Origin of the sequence: Allokutzneria oryzae, from assembly GCF_042429765.1 — a bacterium.
GTDB classification, from domain to species: domain Bacteria; phylum Actinomycetota; class Actinomycetes; order Mycobacteriales; family Pseudonocardiaceae; genus Allokutzneria; species Allokutzneria oryzae.
This window is the reverse complement of record NZ_JBHLZU010000027.1, coordinates 16,406-38,993: the sequence shown is the minus strand read 5'-3', so window position 1 is coordinate 38,993 and position 22,588 is coordinate 16,406. Positions and strand designations below refer to the sequence as shown.

The 22,588-nt window shown below is 71.9% G+C and carries 29 protein-coding genes; 13 read left to right on the top strand and 16 right to left on the bottom strand.

The features are described from left to right. Positions 1–40 precede the first annotated feature (40 nt). Positions 41–1,063 (bottom strand): cell division protein ZapE, encoded by a 1,023-nt coding sequence (gene zapE / locus ACFFQA_RS30880; protein ID WP_377860012.1) that lies wholly within the window; start codon positions 1,061–1,063, stop codon positions 41–43. 74 nt (positions 1,064–1,137) lie between these two features. Between zapE and ACFFQA_RS30875 the strand changes: the two genes are divergently transcribed. From ACFFQA_RS30875 to ACFFQA_RS30830, 10 genes are all read left to right on the top strand, one after another. Further along, the gene (locus ACFFQA_RS30875; RefSeq protein WP_377860010.1) at positions 1,138–1,893 is read left to right on the top strand and encodes a pyrimidine reductase family protein; all 756 of its coding nucleotides are present in this window, start codon (positions 1,138–1,140) and stop codon (positions 1,891–1,893) included. Beyond that, positions 1,890–2,438 (top strand): RNA polymerase sigma factor, encoded by a 549-nt coding sequence (locus ACFFQA_RS30870; protein WP_377860008.1) that lies wholly within the window; start codon positions 1,890–1,892, stop codon positions 2,436–2,438. The genes ACFFQA_RS30875 and ACFFQA_RS30870 overlap by 4 nt, the downstream gene beginning before the upstream one ends. Next, positions 2,435–3,028 carry an anti-sigma factor gene (locus ACFFQA_RS30865; protein WP_377860006.1) on the top strand — a complete coding sequence of 198 codons (594 nt, stop codon included), beginning with the start codon at positions 2,435–2,437 and terminating at the stop codon, positions 3,026–3,028. The genes ACFFQA_RS30870 and ACFFQA_RS30865 overlap by 4 nt, the downstream gene beginning before the upstream one ends. A 101-nt stretch (positions 3,029–3,129) precedes the next feature. Beyond that, a complete protein-coding gene (locus ACFFQA_RS30860) occupies positions 3,130–3,618 on the top strand; it encodes an Asp23/Gls24 family envelope stress response protein (protein ID WP_377860004.1) in 489 nt (162 codons plus the stop codon). A gap of 8 nt (positions 3,619–3,626) precedes the next feature. Further along, complete coding sequence (locus ACFFQA_RS30855; protein WP_377860002.1) at positions 3,627–3,920, top strand: hypothetical protein; 294 nt, start codon at positions 3,627–3,629, stop codon at positions 3,918–3,920. After that, on the top strand, positions 3,913–4,191 hold the full coding sequence (locus tag ACFFQA_RS30850; protein ID WP_377860000.1) for a hypothetical protein: 279 nt from the start codon (positions 3,913–3,915) through the stop codon (positions 4,189–4,191). The genes ACFFQA_RS30855 and ACFFQA_RS30850 overlap by 8 nt, the downstream gene beginning before the upstream one ends. Before the next feature lie 31 nt (positions 4,192–4,222). Then, complete coding sequence (locus tag ACFFQA_RS30845; RefSeq protein WP_377859998.1) at positions 4,223–4,402, top strand: hypothetical protein; 180 nt, start codon at positions 4,223–4,225, stop codon at positions 4,400–4,402. Further along, a complete protein-coding gene (locus ACFFQA_RS30840) occupies positions 4,399–4,806 on the top strand; it encodes an Asp23/Gls24 family envelope stress response protein (protein WP_377859997.1) in 408 nt (135 codons plus the stop codon). The genes ACFFQA_RS30845 and ACFFQA_RS30840 overlap by 4 nt, the downstream gene beginning before the upstream one ends. A gap of 6 nt (positions 4,807–4,812) precedes the next feature. Beyond that, a complete protein-coding gene (locus ACFFQA_RS30835) occupies positions 4,813–5,349 on the top strand; it encodes a DUF6286 domain-containing protein (protein WP_377859995.1) in 537 nt (178 codons plus the stop codon). 16 nt (positions 5,350–5,365) lie between these two features. Beyond that, a complete protein-coding gene (locus ACFFQA_RS30830; protein WP_446681695.1) occupies positions 5,366–6,034 on the top strand; it encodes an alkaline shock response membrane anchor protein AmaP in 669 nt (222 codons plus the stop codon). Positions 6,035–6,091: 57 nt separating this feature from the next. On the opposite strand, the gene ACFFQA_RS30825 is transcribed toward ACFFQA_RS30830, so the two are convergent. The 9 genes from ACFFQA_RS30825 to ACFFQA_RS30785 form a co-directional block, all read right to left on the bottom strand. Then, on the bottom strand, positions 6,092–6,562 hold the full coding sequence (locus ACFFQA_RS30825) for a hypothetical protein (RefSeq protein WP_377859993.1): 471 nt from the start codon (positions 6,560–6,562) through the stop codon (positions 6,092–6,094). Positions 6,563–6,574: 12 nt separating this feature from the next. Then, positions 6,575–7,363: an FAD:protein FMN transferase gene (locus tag ACFFQA_RS30820; protein WP_377859991.1), complete on the bottom strand. Its 789-nt coding sequence runs from the start codon at positions 7,361–7,363 to the stop codon at positions 6,575–6,577. Next, on the bottom strand, positions 7,360–7,779 hold the full coding sequence (locus ACFFQA_RS30815) for an FMN-binding protein (RefSeq protein ID WP_377859989.1): 420 nt from the start codon (positions 7,777–7,779) through the stop codon (positions 7,360–7,362). The genes ACFFQA_RS30820 and ACFFQA_RS30815 overlap by 4 nt, the downstream gene beginning before the upstream one ends. A gap of 13 nt (positions 7,780–7,792) precedes the next feature. Further along, a complete protein-coding gene (locus tag ACFFQA_RS30810) occupies positions 7,793–9,148 on the bottom strand; it encodes a ferredoxin reductase family protein (RefSeq protein ID WP_377859987.1) in 1,356 nt (451 codons plus the stop codon). 158 nt (positions 9,149–9,306) lie between these two features. After that, positions 9,307–9,630, bottom strand: coding sequence for a hypothetical protein (locus ACFFQA_RS30805; protein WP_377859986.1), 324 nt, complete (start codon positions 9,628–9,630; stop codon positions 9,307–9,309). 6 nt (positions 9,631–9,636) lie between these two features. Next, on the bottom strand, positions 9,637–10,482 hold the full coding sequence (locus ACFFQA_RS30800; RefSeq protein WP_377859984.1) for a hypothetical protein: 846 nt from the start codon (positions 10,480–10,482) through the stop codon (positions 9,637–9,639). 124 nt (positions 10,483–10,606) lie between these two features. Beyond that, on the bottom strand, positions 10,607–11,992 hold the full coding sequence (locus ACFFQA_RS30795) for a HAMP domain-containing sensor histidine kinase (RefSeq protein WP_377859982.1): 1,386 nt from the start codon (positions 11,990–11,992) through the stop codon (positions 10,607–10,609). Then, positions 11,989–12,678 (bottom strand): response regulator transcription factor, encoded by a 690-nt coding sequence (locus tag ACFFQA_RS30790; RefSeq protein ID WP_377859980.1) that lies wholly within the window; start codon positions 12,676–12,678, stop codon positions 11,989–11,991. The genes ACFFQA_RS30795 and ACFFQA_RS30790 overlap by 4 nt, the downstream gene beginning before the upstream one ends. Before the next feature lie 34 nt (positions 12,679–12,712). After that, positions 12,713–13,423, bottom strand: coding sequence for a DUF305 domain-containing protein (locus ACFFQA_RS30785; RefSeq protein ID WP_377859978.1), 711 nt, complete (start codon positions 13,421–13,423; stop codon positions 12,713–12,715). A 146-nt stretch (positions 13,424–13,569) separates the two neighbouring features. Here ACFFQA_RS30785 and ACFFQA_RS30780 point away from each other — a divergent pair, with 146 nt between their 5' ends. Then, positions 13,570–15,015 (top strand): LVIVD repeat-containing protein, encoded by a 1,446-nt coding sequence (locus tag ACFFQA_RS30780; RefSeq protein WP_377859976.1) that lies wholly within the window; start codon positions 13,570–13,572, stop codon positions 15,013–15,015. 68 nt (positions 15,016–15,083) lie between these two features. Here the strand turns inward: ACFFQA_RS30780 and ACFFQA_RS30775 are convergent, their stop codons facing one another. The 5 genes from ACFFQA_RS30775 to ACFFQA_RS30755 all read right to left on the bottom strand — a co-directional run bounded on the left by ACFFQA_RS30775 (position 15,084) and on the right by ACFFQA_RS30755 (position 19,336). Beyond that, positions 15,084–15,824 carry a pseudouridine synthase gene (locus ACFFQA_RS30775; RefSeq protein ID WP_377859974.1) on the bottom strand — a complete coding sequence of 247 codons (741 nt, stop codon included), beginning with the start codon at positions 15,822–15,824 and terminating at the stop codon, positions 15,084–15,086. Then, the gene (gene scpB, locus ACFFQA_RS30770; protein ID WP_377860836.1) at positions 15,817–16,593 is read right to left on the bottom strand and encodes an SMC-Scp complex subunit ScpB; all 777 of its coding nucleotides are present in this window, start codon (positions 16,591–16,593) and stop codon (positions 15,817–15,819) included. The genes ACFFQA_RS30775 and scpB overlap by 8 nt, the downstream gene beginning before the upstream one ends. A 377-nt stretch (positions 16,594–16,970) precedes the next feature. Further along, positions 16,971–17,831, bottom strand: coding sequence for a segregation and condensation protein A (locus tag ACFFQA_RS30765; RefSeq protein WP_377860834.1), 861 nt, complete (start codon positions 17,829–17,831; stop codon positions 16,971–16,973). A 109-nt stretch (positions 17,832–17,940) separates the two neighbouring features. Beyond that, the gene (locus tag ACFFQA_RS30760; protein ID WP_377859972.1) at positions 17,941–18,879 is read right to left on the bottom strand and encodes a ParA family protein; all 939 of its coding nucleotides are present in this window, start codon (positions 18,877–18,879) and stop codon (positions 17,941–17,943) included. Between the two features lie 151 nt (positions 18,880–19,030). Further along, positions 19,031–19,336: an ArsR/SmtB family transcription factor gene (locus ACFFQA_RS30755; protein ID WP_377859970.1), complete on the bottom strand. Its 306-nt coding sequence runs from the start codon at positions 19,334–19,336 to the stop codon at positions 19,031–19,033. 99 nt (positions 19,337–19,435) lie between these two features. Here ACFFQA_RS30755 and ACFFQA_RS30750 point away from each other — a divergent pair, with 99 nt between their 5' ends. Beyond that, positions 19,436–20,386: an EamA family transporter gene (locus tag ACFFQA_RS30750; protein WP_377859968.1), complete on the top strand. Its 951-nt coding sequence runs from the start codon at positions 19,436–19,438 to the stop codon at positions 20,384–20,386. Between the two features lie 7 nt (positions 20,387–20,393). Next, positions 20,394–21,020: a TetR/AcrR family transcriptional regulator gene (locus ACFFQA_RS30745; protein WP_377859966.1), complete on the top strand. Its 627-nt coding sequence runs from the start codon at positions 20,394–20,396 to the stop codon at positions 21,018–21,020. Here the strand turns inward: ACFFQA_RS30745 and ACFFQA_RS30740 are convergent, their stop codons facing one another. Continuing rightward, complete coding sequence (locus ACFFQA_RS30740; RefSeq protein ID WP_377859964.1) at positions 21,021–22,556, bottom strand: APC family permease; 1,536 nt, start codon at positions 22,554–22,556, stop codon at positions 21,021–21,023. Between the last annotated feature and the right edge of the window lie 32 nt (positions 22,557–22,588).

Below are 22,588 nucleotides of genomic sequence, written 5' to 3'. Positions count from 1 at the left end.
TGGGCAATCATGCAGCAGGCATCACAGCGGCACGAAACGGTTAACGGTTCGCCATGCGCGACAGGGCGGTGAGCCGGCTGATCGCGCGCAGGTACTTCTTGCGGTAGCCGCCGCGGAGCATCTCCTCGTTGAACATCGCCGACAACGGGCTGCCCGAGACGGCGACCGGGATGTTCCGGTCGTAGAGCCGATCCGCGAGGACCACGAGCCGCAGCGCGACGTCCTGGTCGGCCGCCGCGCGCACCCCGCTGACCAACACCAGGGGCACGTCGTCGACGAGGCGCCCATAACGCGATGGGTGCAGGCGGGCCAGGTGCGCGCACAGCTCGTCGAAGGAGTCCAGCGTCGCGCCCTCGGCCTCCTCCGCCCGCGCCGCCAGCTCCTCGTCGGTCAGCGGATCCGGCGCATCGGGCAGGCCGCGGTGGCGGTAGTCGGGGCCGTCGACGCGCGCCACGTCGAAGCGCGCGGACAGCGCCTGGATCTCGCGGAGGAAGCTGTCGGCGGCGAAGCGGCCCTCGCCGAGCTTGTCCGGCAGCGTGTTGGAGGTGGCCGCGACGAACACGCCCGCGGCGGTCAGCTCCGACAGCAGCCGGGTCACCAGCATCGTGTCGCCGGGGTCGTCCAGCTCGAACTCGTCGATGGCCAGCAGCCTGTGCTCGGAGAGCCGCCGCACGGCCTCGGCGAAGCCGAGCGCGCCCACCAGGTGCGTCAGCTCGACGAAGGTGCCGTAGGACTTCGGTGCGGGGGCGGCGTGCCAGATCGAGGCGAGCAGGTGGGTCTTGCCGACCCCGAACCCGCCGTCGAGGTAGAGGCCGGCGGTGCCCTCCTGCCGCTTGCCGCCGCCGAACAGGCCGCTCCACCAGGACTTCGCGCGGCCGTCCCCGGCGACTCGTCCGGCAAACGCCCGACAACGCGCGAGTGCCGCCGCCTGGCTCGGCTCCTCCGGGCTGGGCAGGTAGGTGTCGAAGGACACCGCGTCGAACATCGGGGGCGGGACCATCGCCGCGACCAGCTCGTCCGTGCTGACCTCGGGCAACCGGTCCACCAGGCGGGGCGCGGGCATGGCGGTGAGCCTATCCCGGAGCCGGGTGGGCACCGCAGCGCGCCAGCGGCGGGCGCCCGTGCTGGGATAGGACCGTGGACAGCCTCTGGCCAGCGCAGCCCGGTGCCGAGTTCGACGAGAGCGGGATCGAGGATCTCTACGCCTACCCGGCGCCCTTGGCACGGCCGTGGGTCCGGGTCAACTTCGTGTCCAGTGTGGACGGCGCGGTGACCGTGGACGGCCGCTCGCGCGGGCTGTCCAGCCCCGCCGACCACCGCGTCTTCATGCTCGGCCGCGACCTGGCCGACGTGATCCTGGTCGGCCTTGGCACCGCCGTGATCGAGGGCTACGCGGGCGTCCCGCTCAGCGAGGTCCGCACCGACCGGCGAAAGCGCCTCGGCCTGTCGCCGGTACCGCCGATAGCCCTGGTCACCGGGCGCTGCGCGCTGGACCCGGAGTCCCCGCTGCTGACCGACACCGTGGTGCCGCCGCTGGTGTTCACCTGCGCGTCCTCCCCCACCTCCGCCCGCAGGAACGTCGCGGCGGCGGGCGGCGAGGTGATCGTCGCGGGTGAGGACTCGGTCGACCTGCACCGCGCGCTGGCCGAGCTGGGCGAGCGCGGCCTCAACCGGGTCGACTGCGAGGGCGGGCCGAGGCTGTTCGGCAACCTCATCGCCGAGGACCTGGTCGACGAGCTGTGCGTCACCTTCTCGCCGCTGCTGGCAGGCGGTGACGCCGGGCGGATCGCGACGGGGCCGCTGCCGGTGGCCCCGCGCGGGCTCTCGCTGGTCTCCGTGCTGCACGAGGACGGTTCGCTGCTGGTGAGATACGGACGGGGCCGAACATCATGAGCGACGACGACGTCGCTCTGTTCGCCGAGGCGGCCAAGGGCGATATCACCTCCTTCGACACCCTGGTCCGGCGGCACACCGCCAAGCTCTACCGCGTGGCCCTGCGCATCCTCGGCGACCCCGCGGACGCCGAGGACGTGGTGCAGGACGCGTGGGTCTCGGCGTGGCGGTCGATGGGCCAGTTCCGGGGTGAGTCCGCCCCGACCACCTGGCTCTACCGCGTGGTCACCAACGCCGCGCTCGCGCAGATCCGCAGGCGCAGGCCGACCGTGCCGCTGGAGCCGGAGGGCCAGGCCGAGTCCTCCTTCGCCGACTCCGGCCCGACCCCGGAGCAGGCCGCGCTGCGGCGGGAGAAGGTCGACGCGGTGCTGCACGCGATCGCGCTGCTGGAACCCAGCCAGCGGGTACCCCTGGTGCTGCGGGAGCTGGAAGGGATGAGCTACGAGGAGGTCGCCGCCGTGCTGGAGGTGAGCGTCCCGGCCTTGCGCTCGCGGCTGCACCGGGCAAGGGTTGCCTTGCTCGCCAAGTTGGAGGAGCTGCGATGAGCGGATCAGCGGCCGACCGCTCGCTGCCCTGCGGTCGCACGGTGGGCGAGCTCCTCGACCTCGTCGTCGACGGCGGCATCGAGCCCAGCGACACCGGCCTCGCCGCGCACGCGCGGACCTGCGCGCACTGCCGCGCCGAGCTCGCCGCGCTGGAGAACAGGTGGAGCCCGGTGCGCGAGGCCGCCGCCGCCCCGGTCGAGCTGCCGGAGGGGCTGTTGTCCCGGGTGCTCGGCTCGGTGCGCGGACTGCGCGAGCACGCGTTCGCCGAGCCCGCCGAGGTGGAGCAGGAGGGCGGCAGGCTCCAGGTCAGCCAGCGGGCCCTCGTGCTGCTCGCCCGGCGGCATGCGGTGGAGGCGCTGCACGAGCTGCCCGGCGTGCACCTGCGCGGACTGTCCAGCGTGGACGGTGTGATCACCGTGTCGATCGCGGTGCGCTACGGCGTCCCGGCGACGGTGGCCGCCGAGCGGCTCGCCGCCGGGGTGGCCGAGCGGCTCCGGGAGTCGGTGGGCCCGGCGGCGCCCGAGGTAGCGGTCGAGGTCAGCGACGTGCTCCCACCACGACCGGACCTTCGTCTACCCCCGTTCGAGTGACAAAACGAGATGATCTCCAGGCTGGGGGCATCCGATCTGGTGTGGCCGTCGAAGTACTGCGGACGGCACATCATCGAGGCGTGATCGGAAAGGGAACCCCCATGGCTCAGAGCAGCCCCACCAAGACCGAGTCGGCCGCCGCCCCCGTGCAGCGTTCGGTGAGCTCGACCGCGCCCGCCCGCCTCGCCGACGAGACCTCGCAGGGCAAGACCAGCATCGCCTCCTCGGTGGTGCAGAAGATCGCGGGCATCGCGGCGCGGGAGATCTCCGGCGTGCACGCGATGGGCGGCGGCGTCTCGCGGGCCTTCGGCGCGCTGCGCGAGCGCATCCCCGGCGGCGGCACCTCGGTCAGCACCGGGGTCGCGGTCGAGGTCGGCGAGAAGCAGGCCGCGATCGACCTCGACATCGTCGTGGAGTACGGGGCGTCCATCGTGGACCTCGCACGGGCGGTGCGGCGCAACGTGATCACCGCGGTGGAGCGGATGACGGGCCTGGAGGTCATCGAGGTCAACATCTCCGTCAACGACATCCACCTGCCCAACGGCGACGACGACTCCTCCGCCGAGGAGACCAAGTCCCGCGTCGAGTGAGCGCGCCGATGCCCACCACCGAACCGGCCGACGCCATCGCCGAGGCGGTGCTCGCGCACCCCTCGGTGCGGCGGCTGGACGCGGGCGCCTTCGGCTCGATCACCTCGTACCTGCCCGGCCGCCGGGTGGACGGCGTCCGGGCGGGCGGGCCGGGCGAGCCGGTGGAGATCGGGGTCGTGCTCACGCTCGGCCGCCCGCTGCCCGAGGTCGTCGCCGACCTGCGGGAGCGGGTCCGGCGGGTCGGCGGCGACGTCCCGGTCGACGTCACCGTGGCCGACGTGGTCACCGGCCCCGATGGCTGACCACCCGCAGGAGGAACCCGTTCGACAGCGGCCGGACAAGGACGCGATCCGCGACTTCGTCCGCGCCAACCATCCCGACGTCGGTGGTGATCCGGATGTCTTCATCGAGGGGCTCGCGCGGCTGCGCGCCGAGCTCGCCGGCAGCACCGACCAGCACCGTCCCGCCGCCGACGAGGTCGTCTTCGTCGACCGGCGAAGCGGCGTCCGCGGCCTGGTCCGGCGCGCACTGCGCTGGCGGGCCCGGCGCCGCAGACCACCGCGCGTTCGCTGAGCGCGCAGTCGAGGAAGGCTGAGGACCAGAAATGAACACATCCCAGATCGGTCTGCTCGCCGGTCTCATCCTGGGCGCCGCCGGGGCCATCGGCGGGTTCTCCGCCGTGGTCGTGGCCCTGGCCGTCGGCGTGCTCGGCCTGGTCGTCGGCCGGGTGCTCGACGGCGACCTCGACCTCGGTGAGCTGCTCGGCAGGGGCCGGGACAAGTGAGCGCCCCGACCCTGGACCGGAGCACCGCCCAGGAGCCGGTCCACGTCCCCGAGCCGAGGCCGGAGCCGTCGGAACCGGAGGAGCGGGGTGCGCTGGAGATCCACCCCGGCGTGCTCCGCAAGCTCGTGCAGCGGATCGCCGACGACGCCCCGGACACCCTGCGGACCCGGGGCAGGCTCGGCGGCGAGCACGGCACCACCGCCAGGATCACCGGCGGTTCCGGGGAGATCGACGTCGCGCTGGAGCTGGCGCTGCGCTATCCCGTCCCGGTCCGCGAGGCCGTCGCCGCGCTGCGGGAGCGGGTCGTCGACGAGGTCGGCCGGGTCACCGGCTACCGGGTGCGGACGGTGGACGTGACGGTGTCCGCGCTGCTGCCGGAGAACCAGCCCGCGCGGGTGGAGTGAGGGACGATGCGCCTACTGCTACGACTGCTCTCGACGCTGCTCGGCCTGGCGGTCGCCGCCGCCGGCGTCGTGCTCGCGATCGAGATGACCGCCTCGCTGGCCAGGCCGGGGGCACCGGAGCTGATCGTGCCGTGGCGAGCCTGGATGGCGGGCCTGGAGCCGGTCTCCTGGTCCAGGCAGCCGGTGCTGTGGACCGCCGGCGGGGTGGTCGTGCTCGGCCTGGTCCTGTTGCTGGTCTCCGGCAGCGCCCGGCGCAAGGACATCCGCCTGTCCGACCCGGCCGACGAGGTCGTGGTGACCACCTCGCCGCGTTCGCTGGCCCGGATCGTCGGCACGCGCGTCCGCGCCGCGGAGGGCGTCACGGCGGCCACGGTCACCGCGAGCCGCAAGAAGGTCCGCGTCCGCGCGACCGGCAGGAGCTCCGGCGATCCCGACCTGCGGCCCAAGGTGACGGAGCTGGTGCGCGGCGTGGTCGCGGACCTCCCGATGCCGTCACGGCCGAAGGTCCGCGTGGCGGTCGTCTCGCCCAAGGACCGCCGATGAACCTCGGGGAGGAATCGTGACAACGCTTGCGGGGTCGGACATCGGCGCCAAGACCGGGGATGCTGGACGCCGCGAGGACGTCGCCAGCCGCAAGGGCCGCTCGGTCCGCGCGATCGCCCGCTCCGCCCGTGCGGAGCGGGTGCTGACCTCGTTGACCGGCGTGCTGGCGGTACTGGCGGGTGCTGCGGCGATCGTGGTCGGCCTCGGCTGGCTCGGCGAGTTCCGCGCACAGCGCTCCGTGCTGGACCCGGTCGTCATGGACTGGGTCGCGGAGAATCCACAGTGGACCAAGGCGGCCGGTATCGCGCTCGGCGTCCTGCTGCTCGTCGTCGGTCTGATGTGGACGGTGCGGTCGCTGCGCCCGGAGCACCAGCCGGACATGCTGCTGGACACCACGGTGGACGGCAGGCTGAAGGTGACGGCGGGTGCGGTCACCGAGGCGATCCGAGCGGACGCGGAGGCGGTGAACGGCGTCAGCCGGGCGAAGGCCCGCCTGGTCGGCACGACGGAGGAACCCGCGCTGCGGCTGTACCTGTGGCTGGCGGCGGGCACGGACATCCGCAGGGTCTGGCAGGACCTGGATGGCGACGTGCTGTCCAGGGCCCGCACTGCCCTCGGAGTCCCCGCACTGCCCACTGCGGTGCGGATGGAGCTCGACACCACCAAGTCAACGAGAGTGCGCTGAACCAGAAGTGCGGAGCGGGCCGTTCGTCGCGAACGGCCCGCTTCGCTCGTGGTGGGCTCAGCCGGAGTAGCCGCCGGGGCCGCCCGGCTGACCGCCCCGGTACGGGCCCCACTGGCCAGGCCCGCCCCGGTCGCCGAAGCGGTCCTGGCGCTGCTCGAAGCGCGAGTTGTGCCGGTCCTTGCCGTAGTGGCCGTGGCCGTGGCCGCCGACGCTCGCGATGAGGGCTCCGCCGACGCCACCCACCAGGAGCAGTCCCGCCGCGACCAGTCCCGCCACCCATGCCTTGGCCCGCACCACCTTCGGCTGCTTCTTCGGCGCGGGCGGAGGCGGCGGCATCGGAGCCGCGGCGGCCTGGGGCTGCGGTTCGGGCTGGGCCTGAGGCTGGGGCTGCGGTTCGGGCTGGGCCTGAGGCTGGGCCTGAGGCTGGGGCTGGGCGGCGGGCTGTTCGGGCCGCGCCGGTCCCGGCTGGGGCTGCTGGAACTTCTCGGTCGGCTGGTCCTGGCCCTTGTCCTGCGGGTCGTTGCTCATCTTCTTCTCCTTCTAGTGGTGGTTGGTCCTGTTCGCCGCCGCTTCGACGACGCCGCGGATACCGGTGGTGGTGCCGACCGAACCGTCCAGGGCGACCACGACCGCGTCGTAGCCCTCCTGGACCTGGAGCCAGTCCAGCGCGTCGGGGCCGCGCACGAACGCGGCGGTCGCCAGGACGTCGGCCCACATCAGCGACGGCCCGATCACGGTCACCGAACCGAGCTCGGCGGCGGGCCTGCCGTTGTCCGGGCGCACCAGGTGGCCGCCGCGGTGGGCGTTGCCGGAGGTGGCGACGCCGCCCTCGAACAGCGGCAGCACCCCCACGAGCGTGTCGGCCGACGCGCCCTCGACCCCGATGCGCCACGGCTGGTCTCCCCTGGCGCACAAGGCGATGTCGCCTCCGGCGTTGACGTAGTAGTCGGCTGCCCAGCGCTTGCCGAGCCTGGCGGCGGCGCGCTCCACCGCCCAGCCCTTGACCAGTCCGGAGGGGTCGAGCCGGAAGGTGCCGTCCGGCTCGGGCAACAGCACGTCGAACCACCCGTCGGTGGCCTCGCGGGCCTTGTCGCACAACGAGAGCACCTCGGAGACCAGCGGATCGCAGTCACCGAGCTCAAGCTCTCCCCTGCCCAGCATGCTGATCTGGCTGTCCGGCCGGTAGGTGCTGAAGAGCCGGTCGGCCTCGCGCAGCTCGGCGAAGACGTCCTCGACCGCCCTCGGCATGGCCTCACCGGACGCGGCCCCGCGCAGGTGGACGCTGACCGGCATGCCCATGATCTGCTCGACCCACGCTCCCCTGCTCATGCCAGCCCCGCCTTGTCGATCGCGGCCTGCAAGGACCTGCGATACCCCTCGCTGGTGACCGTCGCGCCGGTGACCGCGTCGATGTCGGCGCTCTGCGCCCGCACGGCCTCCTGGCCGAGCAGCGGGACGGCGCGAGAGTTGATCTCGCGGTACCGCCCGCCCCCGTCCGGGACGCGAACCGCCTCAGCTGTGACAATCTTGTTGTCCTGCAAGGTGATCCGCACCTGAACGACACCGCGCCTGGTGGTCACGACCGGACCGGTCACGGTCCGCGTGCCAGGAACCGCGTCCGGCAGGCTGCCGCTGGGCCCGCTCGCGGGCACCGGCTCTGCCGACTCCCCGGTGCTCGTGCGGTAGCCGAACAGCAGCACCAGCACAGCAACCGTGCTCAACAGCGCGAAGGCAATGCGCCCCATCATCGTCTCCCAGTCACCAGGCGAAGCGTTCGAAGTGGATGCGCGAGCGGCCGACCCCCGCGGCGCGCAACGTGTGGACAACGGACTCCATCCACGGCGCCGGCCCGCAGAGGAACACATCGCGCTCCTCGACGTCGGGCACGAGGCGCCGCAGCGACTCGACGTCATTGCCGGCCGAGAACCGTTGCGGCAGCCAGGAGCCACCGCGCGGACCATCCAAATAGGACAGCTGGACTCCCCGGTTGGCGACGAACCAGTCGAGCTCGTCGGCGAAGACGGCGTCAGCCCGCGAGCGAACCCGGTACAGCACCGTCACGTCCCCTTGCCGCGCGGCCAGTTCCTCGACCAGGGAACGCATCGCGGTGATGCCCACCCCGGCCGCGATCAGCAAGGACTTCTCCGAGCTCCGCCGGGACGAGGTGACCGCGCCGAACGGCCCCTCGATCAGCACGCGCGTTCCTGGCCGGACGGTGGCGACGCGCGCACCGCCGTCGCCGAGGTCCTTGACCGTGATCCTGAGCCGATCCCGTTGTGGCGCGGCGGAAAGCGAGAACGGGTTGGCGCGCGTCCATCCCGGCCCGTCGAGGAAGCGCCACAGGAAGAACTGCCCGGCCCGCGCGGGGAGCTTGTCCAGGTCCCGCCCGGAGAGGTGCACGGACACGACCCCCGGCGCCTCCGGCGTGACCGCGACGACCCGCAACCCGTGGCGCCAGGACCGCCACAGCGGCACTCCGACGCGGAAGACCAGGACCGCGGCGAGCGTGGCCAGGTAGGCGCTCCACCAGTACGCGGTGGCCAGCGGGGAGTCGAGGAAGTCGGCGCCGGTCCACAACTGGTGCGGCAGCGCGAGCCCGACGCCGAGGTAGGCGTAGAGGTGGATCAGGTGCCACGACTCGTAGCGCAGCCTGCGCCGGGCGGCGCGAACGGAGAGGACCACCACCGCGACCAGGGCGACGGCGCCCGCGAACGCGAGCAGCATGCCGGGGTAGGCGGTGACCAGCAGCCAGCCCTGAGCGAGGAAGCCCGCGCCGGCGTCGGCGGCGTACCCGGCGGTGATCAACACGATGTGGGCGGTCATCAGCCAGAACGAGGTGAACCCGACGACCCGGTGTGCGCGCGCGAGCCGGTCCTGGCCGAACTGCCGCTCCAGCAAGGGAATCCGCGCCATCAACAGCACCTGGACCAGCAACAGGTCCGACGCGAGCAGACCGCTGAGCCTGCCGAGGGCGGACACGGCCCCTCCCTGCGCGAACCCGCCGTTGCCCGCCCAGAGCCCGATGACGAGGAGCAGCGACGACGCGCCCGCGGCGATGACGATCCGTCCGCCCCACCGCCCAGGCGCCCGAGCTGCCGAAGATGTCGTGGTCACACCTCAACGGTGCGGCCCCCGGTTGAGCGTTTCTTCGGCCCAGCATGAGAAAACGATGAGACCCCCTCCGCCCCCGTTCGCCATTCGCGGGCTTATGGACCCTTCAGAGCGCTCTCAGAGGTCCATAAGCCCGCGAATGGCGGGAAAGGGCGGTGGGGTCAGGTGGGGATGAGGTGGGCGTAGCCGTGCTGGGTGGCCTGGGCGATGAGCTGGGTCGCCAGGGCGCCGGTGGGGCGGCCGAGGTGAACGGTGGCCGGGAGGCCGAACTCCCGGTCCGCGGTGTGCAGGACGAAGCCCCGGTAGCCGAGGGCGCCCGAACGCGGCGGGGACGGCAGCGGGGTGGGCAGCAGGGCCACCAGGCGCTCCGCCTCCTCGGGGGACAGGGGCCAGCGGGGGTTGGGGATGCCGCTGAACACGTCGAGCTCGATCTCCATCACGGTCCTTCCCGGAGCGGCGGGACCGGAGCCGACCGGTCCCGCCACCCCACGTCAGCGGATCACCAGGCCGATCGGCACCCAGAAGTACCCGCAGAACTGCGTGTACGGGCCGCGGTTGCAGTTGGCAGGATTGAGCGCGCCAGTGATGACGCGCCCGGAGTTGTCGGTGTTGCGGGCGGGCGTCTGGCCGGGCTTGTGCCCCCAGAAGCCGTTGGAGTGGTAGCGGTACCAGTGGTAGTCGCCGCCTGGCCAGCACACCAGCGCGACCAGCCGCTGCTGGCCCGTGCAGGAGGCTAAGACGCCGTCGCACTGGGCGGCGGCCCGCACGGCGGCACAGGTCAGCGAGGTGTACTGGTGGCCGCACTGCCGTCCGGGCTGGGCGAAGGTGTTGGTGCGGCGGTTGACCGCGTAGTTGTAGCAGTTGTTGCTGGTCCGGACCGTGGCGTCGTTGTTCCAGTAGCCCGGGTTGTACGCCGTGTGGTGCGGCCGGCACGGCGCGGCGGGCGCGAGGTCGGCCTTCGCCTCGGTCGCCCGGCTCTCCAGGTCGCCGCGCAGCGCGAGCTCGACGTGCTCGCGGATCTGGTCGTCGACGCGGTCGCGCGCGGTCTCCAGCAGCCAGCTCACCGCGTCACGGATCTCGGCGGCGGCGAGCTGGTCGCCCTCCCTGCCCACCACCCCCGTGACGCCCACGGCGAACCGTTGCGGCAGGTCTCCGATCGCCTGGTCGTCGGAATCGGCGGACAGCACGAAACCGCGGAACCCCAGCTGGTCCGGCAGGTTTTCGGGCTCCGCGAGAGCACGCCCGGAGAACCGTTCCAACGCCGCCCGCACCTCGTTGTCATCCAAGTGCCACACCGGGTTCGGGCGCCCGGAGAACACGTCAAGTTCGACTCGCATGGCAGGACCCCTTCTGTGGAGTGCCCCTCACTCCACAGCCAAAGTTGCTCGGGTCTCCGTTGCCAAATAAGAGGAATTGTCCCCTGTTGTGGCGCACACAGGTGCGGATGTTCAGGCAGGGGACCTAGAGACCCGGCCGCTCCACCGGCAACCGGAGCCGCACTGTGGCGCCGACGCCGTCGAGCGGTTCCACGAACTCCACCGCCCCGCCGTGCGCCGCCGCGGTCTGGGCCACGATCGCCAGGCCGAGCCCGGAGCCGGGAAGGCTGCGCGCGGACGGCGAGCGCCAGAACCGCTGGAACACCATGGCCCGCTCCCCGACGGCGATGCCAGGGCCGGCGTCGGCGACGGTGATCTCGCCCTCGGCCGAACGCACGCGCACCGTGGACGACGGGGGCGAGAACTTCACCGCGTTGTCCAGCAGGTTGAGCACCGCGCGCTCCAGCTCGCCCTGGTCGCCCACGGTCGTCCAGTGTTCGCTGCGCACCTCGAAGACGTGGCCCTGCGCCCGCGCGCGTGCCCGCTCCACGGCGCGGTTCACCACCGCGTCCATCGGCACCGGCACGTGTTCGGTCTCGCGCTCGTCGCGCGCCAGGACGACCAGCTCGCCCACCAGGTCGCCCAGCTCGGTCGCCTGGTCCTGCAAGCTCGCCAGCAGCGCGCGCCGCTGGTCGTCCGGGATCGGCCTGCCGGTCTTCTCGCTGCGCACCAGGAGATCCACGTTGGTGCGCATGCTCGTCAACGGCGTCCGCAGCTCGTGGGCGGCGTCGGCGACCAGGTCCTGCTGCCGCTTCCTGGACTCCGCCAGCGCCGTGGTCATCCGGGAGAACGCCCGCCCCAGCCTGCCGATCTCGTCACGGCCCCGCACGTCGACCGGCGCGGTCAGGTCCTCGGTCTCCGCGATGTGCTCGACCGTCTTGGTGAGCCGCTCCACCGGTCGCAGCGCCAGCCGGGTCAGCAGCAGCCCGGACGCCGCGGCCACCACGACGCCGAGCACCGCGACCACGCCGAGCACGGTCCCGAGCTGGCGCAGCGTGTCCCGCACGTCGGACATCGAGCGGCTGGTCAGGACCGTGTAGCCGCCGCCGAGCGGCTCGGCGAGCACCCGCACGCCCACCCTGCTGACCGTCACGCCGTCGCGGAAGCGCGGCAGCGCCATGTCGTCCCGGCCGTTGTGCCAGATCCTGACCTTGTCAACGCCCTTGGGGCAGCACGTGGTTCCGTCCGGGCGCACGAGCTGCACGCCGACGATGAACTTCTGGTAGCTCTGCCCCTCCTGCTCCCTGCCGCACAGCTCCTCGGGGTCCGGCAGCACGCCGCCGGGGCCGGGCGTGGTCAGCTCCTTGACCGGCGAGCTGGCCTGCAACGACGCGTCGATCTGGCGACGCATCGTGAGGTCCGCTCCGAACCACGCGAACACGCTCACCACGATGATGCCCAGCGCCACGACCAACGCGGTCACCAGCGCGACGCGGCTGCGCAGCAACAGCCTCCGCTCGCCCCTGCTCACGTGCGCGACCTGAGCACGTAACCCACGCCGCGCACGGTGTGCAGCAACCGCGAGCCACCACCGGCCTCGGTCTTGCGCCGGAGGTAACCGACGTAGACGTCGAGGATGTTCGTTCCGGGGTCGTAGTCGTAGCCCCACACCTCGCGCAGCAGCTGCTTGCGCGGGAAGACCTGCTTCGGCGCCGACAGGAACAGCGCGAGCAGGTCGAACTCCGTGCGCGTCAGCTCGATCTCTTGGCCGCCTCGGTGCACCTCGCGGGTGCCAACGTTGACAACAAGGTCTTCGTAGCTGAGCACGCCATCGGACTCGGCGACGATCCGGCCGCGCCGCAGCAGCGCGCGCAGCCTGGCCAGCAGCTCCTCCAGCGCGAAGGGCTTGGGCAGGTAGTCGTCGGCGCCGGCGTTGAGACCGGAGACCCGGTCGCTCACGGCGTCGCGCGCGGTGAGCATCAGGATCGGCACGTCCTCACCGGCGGCGCGCAGCCGCCTGCAGGTCTCCAGGCCGTCCACGCCGGGCATCATCAGGTCCAGCACCAGCGCGTCGAGCTTGCGGCCGTTCGGGTCGAGCACCCGGTCGAGCGCGCGCTGGCCGTTCTCGGCCGTCTCGACCGTGTAGCCCTCGAAGACCAGGCTGCGTTCCAGGCTCTCGCGCACGGCGGGCTCGTCGTCCACCACCAGCAGGTGCATGCCGGCCATCATCGCCCACCGGGACCGGCGGAGGTCACTTCAGCAGGGAGCGCATTCTGGTGATCTCCGAGGACTGCGTCGCCACCACGTCGTCGGCCATCTCCCCGACGAACACGTCGGCCCCGGAGCGGCGGACCTCCTCGGCCATGGTCAGCGCGCCCTCGTGGTGGGCGATCATCAGCTCCACGAAGCGCCGCTCGAACGCCGGGCCGGTCAGCGCGGCCAGCTCCTGGAGCTGCTGCGGCGTCGCCATCCCCGGCATTCCCACATGCTGGGAGGTGTCCGAACCGTGACCGCCGTGACCCGCCCCGGTCTCCGGCACGGGCTTGCCGTTGTTGCGCAGCCAGCCCTTCATCGCCTCGATCTCCGGGGCCTGCGACTTCTCGATTCGGTCGGCGATCGCCTTGACCGGTTCGGAGACCGCGCGCGAGGGCACCAGCCTGGTCATCTCCAGGGCCTGCGCGTGGTGCGGGATCATCCGCTCCACGTAGAGCGAGTCCGCGTCGTTCGGCTTCGGCCGCTGCTGGGCACCCCCGGCCTGACCTGCGGGAATCGTGCTCGCGGGCTGGCCGGGACCACCGGGAAGGATCACCGGCGGCGGGGCCTCCTCCTGACCGGGGCCACCGCATCCGGCGGCCACCATGACGGGCACCGACATCGCCAGCACCAGTCCGGCGGCCCGCAAGGCGCGCCCGCGCCGGTTCCCGTCCGTCACGTCGTCCGCCTCCACGCTCGTCGACCCCAACCATGGGAACGGTAACTGTTAGCACGGCAAGTCTGGCCGGGGAGCCGTATCAAGATGCTCTATTCGGCCCTACTACCGCAGGTCCCGACCGCGCAGACTCCCGTCAACGGGCGTCATGCCCGTGTGTGGTGGAGGGGAGCAACTTAGTGACGCCGGGCAAGAAGAGGACTACGGCGCGGACGATCGCGGTCGCCGCCGCCGGTCTGCTCGCGTTGTCGTTGACGACCGTTCTCGGCGGGACGGCGTCGGCGCAACAGGACACCGCGGCCGCGGTACCGGGCGAGAACGAGATCTCGTCGAGCCGCAACATCCGCCAGATCGCCAACATCCCCAAGCAGGCCCCGTTCAACACCGAGGCCGCGCTGGGCACCGACATCGCCTTCACGGGCAAGTACGCCGTCGTCGGCAACTACGACGGCTTCATCATCTACGACATCTCCCGGCCCGAGAAGCCGAAGATCGTCAGCCAGGTCCTCTGCCCTGGCTCGCAGAACGACGTGTCCGTCTCCGGGGACCTGCTGTTCCTGTCGACCGACTCCTCGCGCAGCGACAACTCCTGCAACAGCACGCCCAAGCCCGCGACCGAGAAGGACGCGTGGGAGGGCATCAAGGTCTTCGACATCAAGGACAAGGCCAACCCCCGCTACGTCTCCGCCGTGGAGACCAAGTGCGGTTCGCACACCAACACCCTGGTGCCGGACAAGCGCAGGCAGAACGTCTACATCTACGTCTCGTCCTACAGCCCGAACGCGACGTTCCCCGACTGCCAGCCGCCGCACGACCTGATCTCCATCGTCAAGGTGCCGGTCAAGAACCCTGCCGCTGCCACGCTGGTCGCGGAGCCGGTGCTGTTCCCGGACGGCGGCAACACTGGTATCCCCGGCTCGTTCCCTGCCAACTACGTCACCGCGACCTCCGGTTGCCACGACATCACCGCGTACCCGGAGAAGGACCTCGCCGCCGGTGCCTGCATGGGTGAAGGCGTGCTGTTCGACATCTCCGACCGCGAGAAGCCGCGCGTGATCAACACGGTCAAGGACGACAAGAACTTCGCGTTCTGGCACTCCGCGACCTTCAACAACGACGGCACCAAGGTCGTCTTCACCGACGAGCTCGGTGGCGGCGGCGCCCCGGCCTGCACCGCGGCGATCGGCTCGGTCCGCGGCGCCAACGGCGTCTACGACATCACCGGCCGCGGCGACAAGCGCAAGCTGGAGTTCCGCAGCTACTACAAGATCCCCCGCGTCCAGGCGGAGACCGAGAACTGCGTCGCCCACAACGGCTCGCTGATCCCGGTGTTCGGCCGCGACATCATGGTGCAGGCCTGGTACCAGGGCGGCGTCTCGGTGTGGGACTTCACCAACTCGTCCCGCCCGGTGGAGATCGCGTACTGGGAGCGCGGCCCGTACAACGCCAGCAAGCTGGTGACGGGTGGCTCCTGGTCGGCCTACTACTACAACGGCCACATCTACTCCAGCGACATCCAGAAGGGCCTGGACGTGCTGGAACTCAACGACTGGCGCACCTTCAGCGCCCAGTTCGTCCGGATGCGTGAGTTCAACCCGCAGTCCCAGGGCCGCTACCTGGGCTGAGGCACCGGAACCGGAGAAGGGCCGTCGCTCGCTGGAGCGGCGGCCCTTTCCCTTGCGGGCCGGCTCCCTTACAGGCCGACGAGGCGGTACAGCTCGCCCACCTCCGCCGCGGTGAGGTCGCGCATGACGCCGGGCCGCTGCGTGCTCAGGTACACCGGGCCGATCGCGGTGCGGACCAGCCGCTGCACCGGGTGGCCGACCGCGTCCAGCAGCCGCCGCACGATGTGGTTGCGGCCCTCGTGCAGCACCACCTCGACCAGCGCGCGGCCGGAGTTGTTGTCCTTGACCTTGAAACCGTCGACGACCACGGGGCCGTCCTCCAGCTCCACCCCGGCGCGCAGCCGCCTGCCGACCTCCTTGGACACCGGCCCCGGCACCTCGGCGAGGTAGGTCTTGAGCACCTTGTACGACGGGTGCATCAGCCGGTGCGCCAGCTCTCCGTCGTTGGTCAGCAGCAGCAGGCCCTCGGTGTCCGCGTCCAGCCTGCCAACGTGGAACAGCCGCTCGTCCCGCTCCCGCACCAGGTCGCCGACGCACGGACGGCCGCGGTCGTCGGACATCGTGGTGTGCATGCCGCGCGGCTTGTTCAGCGCCACGTGCACCAGGTCGTCGGTGATCATCACGCGCAGGCCGTCCACGTGGATGACCGCGGTCTCCGGGTCGACGCGGCGGCCCTGTTCGGTGACGACCTCGCCGTTCACCTTGACCCGCCCGTCGGCGATCATGTCCTCGGCCACGCGCCGGGAACCCACGCCCGCCTTCGCGAGGACCTTCTGCAACCGGACGCCGTCCGGCTCTGAGTCATACATCGTCGATCGTGTCCACTTCGGGCAACAGGGGGGCGAGCGGAGGCAGGTCCTCCAGCGAGGACAGCCCCAGCCGCTCCAGGAACAGCTCGGTCGTGCGGTAGAGGATGCCGTTGGTGTCGGGGTCGGCACCGGTCTCCTCGATCAGCCCGCGAGCCAGCAGCGTACGGATGACGCCGTCGACGTTCACCCCGCGTACCGCGGCGACCCTCGCGCGGGTCACCGGCTGCCGGTAGGCGATCACCGCGAGCGTTTCCAGCGCGGCCCTCGTCAGCTTGGCCCGCTGCCCGTCGAGCAGGAACCGCTCCACGTACGGCGCGAACCGGTCGCGGGTGTAGAACCGCCAGCCGTCGGCGACGCGCCGCAGGTCGATGCCGCTGCCGGACTCGGTGTAGCGCGCCGACATCCGGCGCAGCGCCACCGCGACCCGCTTCACCGGCTGGTCCAGCGCGTCGGCCAGCGCCTCGTCCGAACCAGGGCTGTCGATCACCAGCAGCAGCGACTCCAGCGCCGCCTCCAGCTCGGATTCCTCGACCAGCGCGGGCGCCTCCGGCGCGAACTCGGCCGCGTCCTCGGCGACGTCCTCGGCGGCGGGCTCGGGCGCCTGCGCCACCGGCTCGGCCACCGGAGCGGCGGGGGCTTGCGGCTCCGCCGCGGTCCGCCCGGCGGCGGCGCGCACAGCGGCCTCGGAGTAGGCGTTGAGCCGCTTGGCCTCCGCCGACTCCTCGGCGGCGGGCTCGACATCGTCGGCAGCGCCGTCCGCCACGTCCACCCCAGGCTCGGCGTCAGCGTCCCCGGCAGCGCCAGCGTCGGCGTCCCCGGCGTCGCCAGCGTCGCGCTCGTCGGCAGCGCCGTCGGCGACATCGTCGGCAGCGCTGTCGGCCGCGTCCACCTCGGGCTCGGCGTCGCGCTCGTCGGCGGCATCGTCATCGGCGCGCTCGTCGGCCGCGCTGTCGGCAGCGCTGTCCGCCACGTCCACCACGGGCTCGGCGGAGCCGTCGGCAGGCGCGTCGGCCGGGGCCTCGTCCTCGGCGCGCGGCATGCCGAGCAACAGCTCCACCGGTTGCGGCCGCCGGGACTCCGCGGCGCGCATCCACTCCGGCCTCGGCCGCCCGGCACCCGGTTCGTCCACAGTGGACTCCGAGTCGCTCACCCGTACTCCTCCTCATCGCTGTCGGTCTGCCGCAACGCCTCGGCGGCTGCCCGCCTGGCCTCCTCGACGCTGCCGCCGACCCACCGCACGCACAGCTCGCCCAGCGGCTCCTCCTGGTCGAACTGGAGCACCGCCTCGCGGAAGAGCTCCAGCAGCGCCAGGAACCTGGCGACCACCTCGATGGTGTGCTCGCAGTCGGAGACCAGCTCGGCGAACGTCGCCTGCCCGGCCTCGGCGAGCCGGACCCGGATGGCGGCGACCTCCGCGCGCACCGACACCTGGTGCATGTGCAGGTGGGCGAGGGAGACCGTGGGCGGCGGCTTCGGCCGGAACACCGACGCGGCGATCTCGGCGAACTGCCGGGGGTCGACGCCGAGCATGACCTCGGGCAGCAGGTCGGAGTAGCGCTCCTCCAGCGCCACCGACCGCGGGTAGCGGCGCAGCGCCCCCGCCTCCAGCTCGCCGAACAGGGCCGCGACCTGCTTGTAGGCCCGGTACTGCAGCAGCCGCGCGAACAGCAGGTCGCGGGCCTCCAGCAGCGCCAGGTCCTCCTCGTTCTCCACGTCGGCCGACGGCAGCAGCCGGGCCGCCTTGAGGTCGAGCAGGGTCGCGGCGACCACCAGGAACTCGGTGGTCTCGTCCAGGTCCCAGTCGGTGCCCATGCCGCGGATGTGCGCGATGAACTCGTCGGTGACCTGGTGCAGCGCCACCTCGGTGACGTCCATCTCGTGCTGCGAGATCAGCTGCAGCAGCAGGTCGAACGGGCCTTCGAAGTTGGCGAGGCGGACGCGGAACCGGCCGTCCGGCGGCGGCACGACGACGGGCTCGGCACCGGCTTCCTCCGCGAGCGGGTCCACGGCGGGTTCTTCGGTGGAACTCACCCGTCGCGCTCCTGCGACACGAGCACCGCGACGGCCGCGGTGGGCCGGACCAGCTCATCGGCGCCTGGCAGCTGGACCCGGCGGGTCACCGGGCGATCACCTCGCGGGCCAGCGCCCGGTAGGCCTTGGCACCACCCGAGCGCGGAGCCCAGCTGGTGATCGGCTCACCGGCGACGGTCGTCTCCGGGAACCTGACGGTGCGGTTGATCACCGTGTCGAACACGATTTCTCCGAACGCCTCGACCACTCGGGCCATCACTTCGCGGGAGTGCAGCGTACGGGGGTCGTACATGGTGGCGAGGATCCCGGTGATCTCCAGGTCCGGGTTCAGCCTTTCGCGCACCTTCTCGATGGTGTCGATCAGCAGCGCGACCCCGCGCAGGCTGAAGAACTCGCACTCCAGCGGGATCAGCACGCCGTGCGCGGCGGCCAGCGCGTTGACGGTGAGCAGGCCGAGCGAGGGCTGGCAGTCGATCAGGATGTAGTCGTAGTTGTCGATCACCGGCCGCAGCGTGCGGCCCAGGGTCTGCTCGCGGCCGACCTCGGCGACCAGCTGCACCTCGGCTGCGGAGAGGTCGATGTTGCTCGGCAGCAGGTCCATGTCGGGCACGCAGGTGCGCAGCACGGTCTCCTCGACCGTGGTGTTGCGCTCCATCAGCACGTTGTAGATCGTGCGGTCCAGGTGGTGCGGCTGGATGCCCAGGCCCACCGACAGCGCGCCCTGCGGGTCGAAGTCCACCAGCAGCACCCGGCGGCCGAACTCCGCGAGCGCGGCGCCCAGGTTGATGGTGGACGTGGTCTTGCCGACCCCGCCCTTCTGGTTGCACATCGCCAGGATGCGCGCGGGACCGTGCTCCGCGACCAGCGGCGGCTCGGGGACCTGGCGCAGCGGCCGCCCGGTCGGGCCGAGCCCGCCCTCGGAGAGCTCGACCTCTTCCTCGGTGTGGTCGGCGGGGCGGGGGGCGAGACTGAGATCAGCCACCTCACCACGGGACCGCCCCCAGGACGGCTGCGGTGTTGACATGGCGACCTGGCCCCTCGTCGGCTACCTCGTACTCATGATCGGCGCATAACCTTTCGCAGCCTAAGCGGCTTTCGCGGGCCTCAGCAACGTACGGCGCGGCGTGTTGTCAAGGCAGGTCAGACGGGTGCACCCAAGCGGATGACCCCAAAGTTCACCCGGTACGGAGAACAACGTCCAACAGCCCTGGAAACAGGTCGTCCAATTCGGACTGGCGCAGGGTCAGCCAGCGCTGCGTGCCCCGCGCCTCCGACCGCACCACTCCGGCCTCGCGCAACACGCGAAGGTGTTGGGAGAGCGTGGACTTGGCCACCCCGACGTCGAAGGAGCCGCACATCCGCCGGCCGTCCTCGGCGATCTGGCGCACCACCGTCAGCCGGGTCGGATCGCTGAGCGCGTGCAGCACCGAGGTCAGCTCGATCCGGTCGCGCTCGGGGTGCTCCGGCTCTCCACGTGCCACTGGTCACCTCACTGGTTCTCGGCCCCGCTGTCGGGTCCAGCCCTACGAGACGCCGGTCACCCTTGCCAGGACCGGCTCGGCCGGGTCTACAGTACCTTCATGTTCGTAGTTCGCCGAAATACGAAATTAGCCACCCTGGCCGGGGTCGGCCTCGCCGCCAGCACCGGAGTGCTCTGGGGCGGCCAGTTCGCCGCCAGCGCGGAGGTCATGAAGCACGTCGACGTCGTGCACATGACGCTCGCCCGCTACTCGATCGCCGCCGTCGTGCTGCTCGTGGCGCTGGTCGTGGTCGAGGGACGACAGGCACTGAGCCTCCAGGGCCGCGGCGGACGGGTGCTCGGCCTGGGCGCGCTGGGCTACGTCGGCTTCAACGTGCTGGGCTTCGCGATGGTCGGACCGCTGCCCGCGCAGAGCGTGTCCGTCCTGGTCGCGACGATGCCGATGATCGCGACCGCCGTGGCCTGGGCGGGCGGCGGCGCTCGGCCCCGGCCGGCGCTCGCGCTCGCCGCACTGCTGGCGTTCGCGGGCGTGGTCCTGGTGCTGGGCAAAGGCTCTCCGGGCGCGGCGCTGACCGGAGCGGTGGGCGCGCCCGCGCTGCTGGTGCTGCTCGCGGTGGCCGCGTGGACGATCTACACCAGGGGCGCCGCGCACTTCGCCGACTGGAGCCCGTTGCGCTACACGGCGCTGACCCAGGTGGGCGGGGTGGTAGCCCTGATGGCGCTCACGGTCGCCGGCGAGGCGACCGGGCTGTCGCCGACCGCGCGACTGAGCGACTACGGGGACGCGCTGCTTCCCTTGCTGTACATGGCGTTGCCGTGCGCGGTCTACGGAGTGCTCGCATGGAACGCCGCCGCCCGCCGCCTCGGCCCGGCGACCACGAGCCTGTTCATCACGCTGGTCCCGGTCACGGCGCTGGCCATCGCGGCGGCCTCCGGCGGCAGCACCGGCGTCGCGGAGCTGGCCGGGGTTGCGCTCGTCCTGGCCGCGCTGGTCCTCGGCGTGACCGGGGGCCGGCTCCCGGCGACCCCGGCGAAGAAAATAGGACTATAGTCCGGTTATGCCCTCCACCTCCGCGAGGCAGCCGTTGGAGCTGCTGGTCGGCGCACCGCCGAAGGAACGCACCGACGCCGCGCGCAACCGCGTCCGGATTCTCGAAGCGGCGGCCGAGCTGTTCCGGGCGTCCGGTGTGGACGCGGTGAGCATGGACGCCGTCGCCGAGCGCGCGGGCGTGGGCAAGGGCACGCTGTTCCGCCGGTTCGGCGACAAGGCGGGACTCGCCTACGCGCTGCTGGACGAGCTGGAGCGCGGGATCCAGCAGGACATCCTGGGCGGCGAGCCCCCGCTGGGGCCCGGCGCGCCCGCGCGGGAGCGGCTCACCGCGTTCATGGACGTCTACCTCGGCCACGTGCTCCGGAACCTGGACCTGGTGCGCCTGTCGGAGACGGCGTCACCGGGAGCGCGGTACCGGGTGGGTGCCTACCGGTTCTGGCACCGGCACCTGGTGATCCTCATCGAGGAGGCGGGGGTGTCCTCGGACGCCGACTACCTGGCGCACGCGGTGCTCGCGTCGCTGGCAGCCGACCACGTGGGCGTCCTGGTCGACGAGCTGGGCGAGCAGCGGGCGCGCGCCGGCGCACGGGACCTGGTCGAGCGCCTGGTCCCGAGCGCGGGGGAATCCGCGTGATCAGTAGCGGGGCACCGGCGCGAACCTGGTGTCGGTCTGCTCGTCCGGCGAACCGAGGCCGAGACCGGTGCGGGTGATGCTCTTCGCGCCCAGCCCGATGTTGGCGTACACCCGAGGGCTCCTCCTGCGCAGCCGGAAGCCCCACAGCAGGCCGCCGATCATCAGCACCAGGTAGGCGCCGGGAATCGCCCACCGCAGCGGCGAGCTCGGCGGCACGTCGAGCATCTTGTCGAAGTTGGCCAGCACCAGCACGAGCGCGACCAGGGTGCTCGCCGCGGCCAGCACCGGGGCGATGGTGCGCCGCCACGGCGTCTCGCTGGTGGGGTTCTTGGCGAAGAACGCGACCACGGCGATGGCGGTCAGCGCGATCAGCAGCAGGATGCCCAGGCTGCCGGCGGTGGTCCAGATGAAGAACACGTCGCGCAGCGGGTGCAGCCCGGCGATGGCGCAGATGACGATCGCCACGAACCCGATGGCGCTCTGCAGGATCGAGCCGCCCCTCGGCGAGCTCGTCCGGTGCGAGGTCTGGCCCAGCACCGCGGGAAGCACCCGTTCCCGCCCCATGGCGAAGGCGTAGCGCGCCGCGGCGTTGTGGAAGGCGATCAGGCACGCCAGGACGCTGGTGGCGTAGAGGAACCGGCCGATGCCGACCATCGCGGCGCCGAGCTGGTCCCCGGCGAGGATGAAGATCAGCTCCGATCCGTGCTCCTTGGCCTCGGCGTTGATCTTCGCGGGCCCGGTGGACACGCTCATCGCCCAGGAGCCCAGCACGTAGAGCAGGGTCATCACGCCGAGCGAGAGGTAGGTGGCCACCGGAACGGTCCGGCCGGGGACCCTGGCCTCCTCGCTGAACACCACCGCGGTCTCGAAACCGACGAAACCGAGCACGGCGAGGGCGAACAGCGCGCCGACGCCCGGCTCGAACAGGTGCTCGGGCGCGAGGGTCTCCACGCTGACCGTGCCGCCCGCCGGGTGCAGCAGGAAGGACACCGCGTACACCACGATCACCAGGCACTCCGCGGCCATCAGCACCGCGAGGACCTTGCCGTTGAGGTCGATGTGCTGGGTGCCCAGGATCGCCACGACCGCCCACCCGGCGAGCGAGATGACCCACCAGGCCACGTCGACGCCGAACCAGCTGCGGATCAGCGGCTGGGCCGCGTCACCGAGCGCGCCGTAGACCCCGCACTGCATGGCGTTGTAGGACACCAGCGACAGCCAGCCCGCCGCGACGCCCATCGGCCTGCCGAGGCCCTTGCTGATGTAGGCGTTGAAGGCCCCCGCGTTGGGCACGTACGGCGCCATCGTCACGAACCCGACGCAGAACAGCGCCAGCACCGCGCCCATCACCAGGAAGCCCAGCGGGATCCCGACCTGCCCCGTGATCGCGTAGCCGGTGGTGATGGCACCCGCCACCACCGTGAACGGCGCGCCCATGGAGATGGCGAAGTACGTCACCGCCGGGACACCCAGCCGGTCAGCGGCCAGCGCCGAGGTGACATTGCTGGCCCTGCCGGGCGCTCTGGTGTTGAACATCGCCTACTCCGGGGTGGGGGACGGGACTTCGG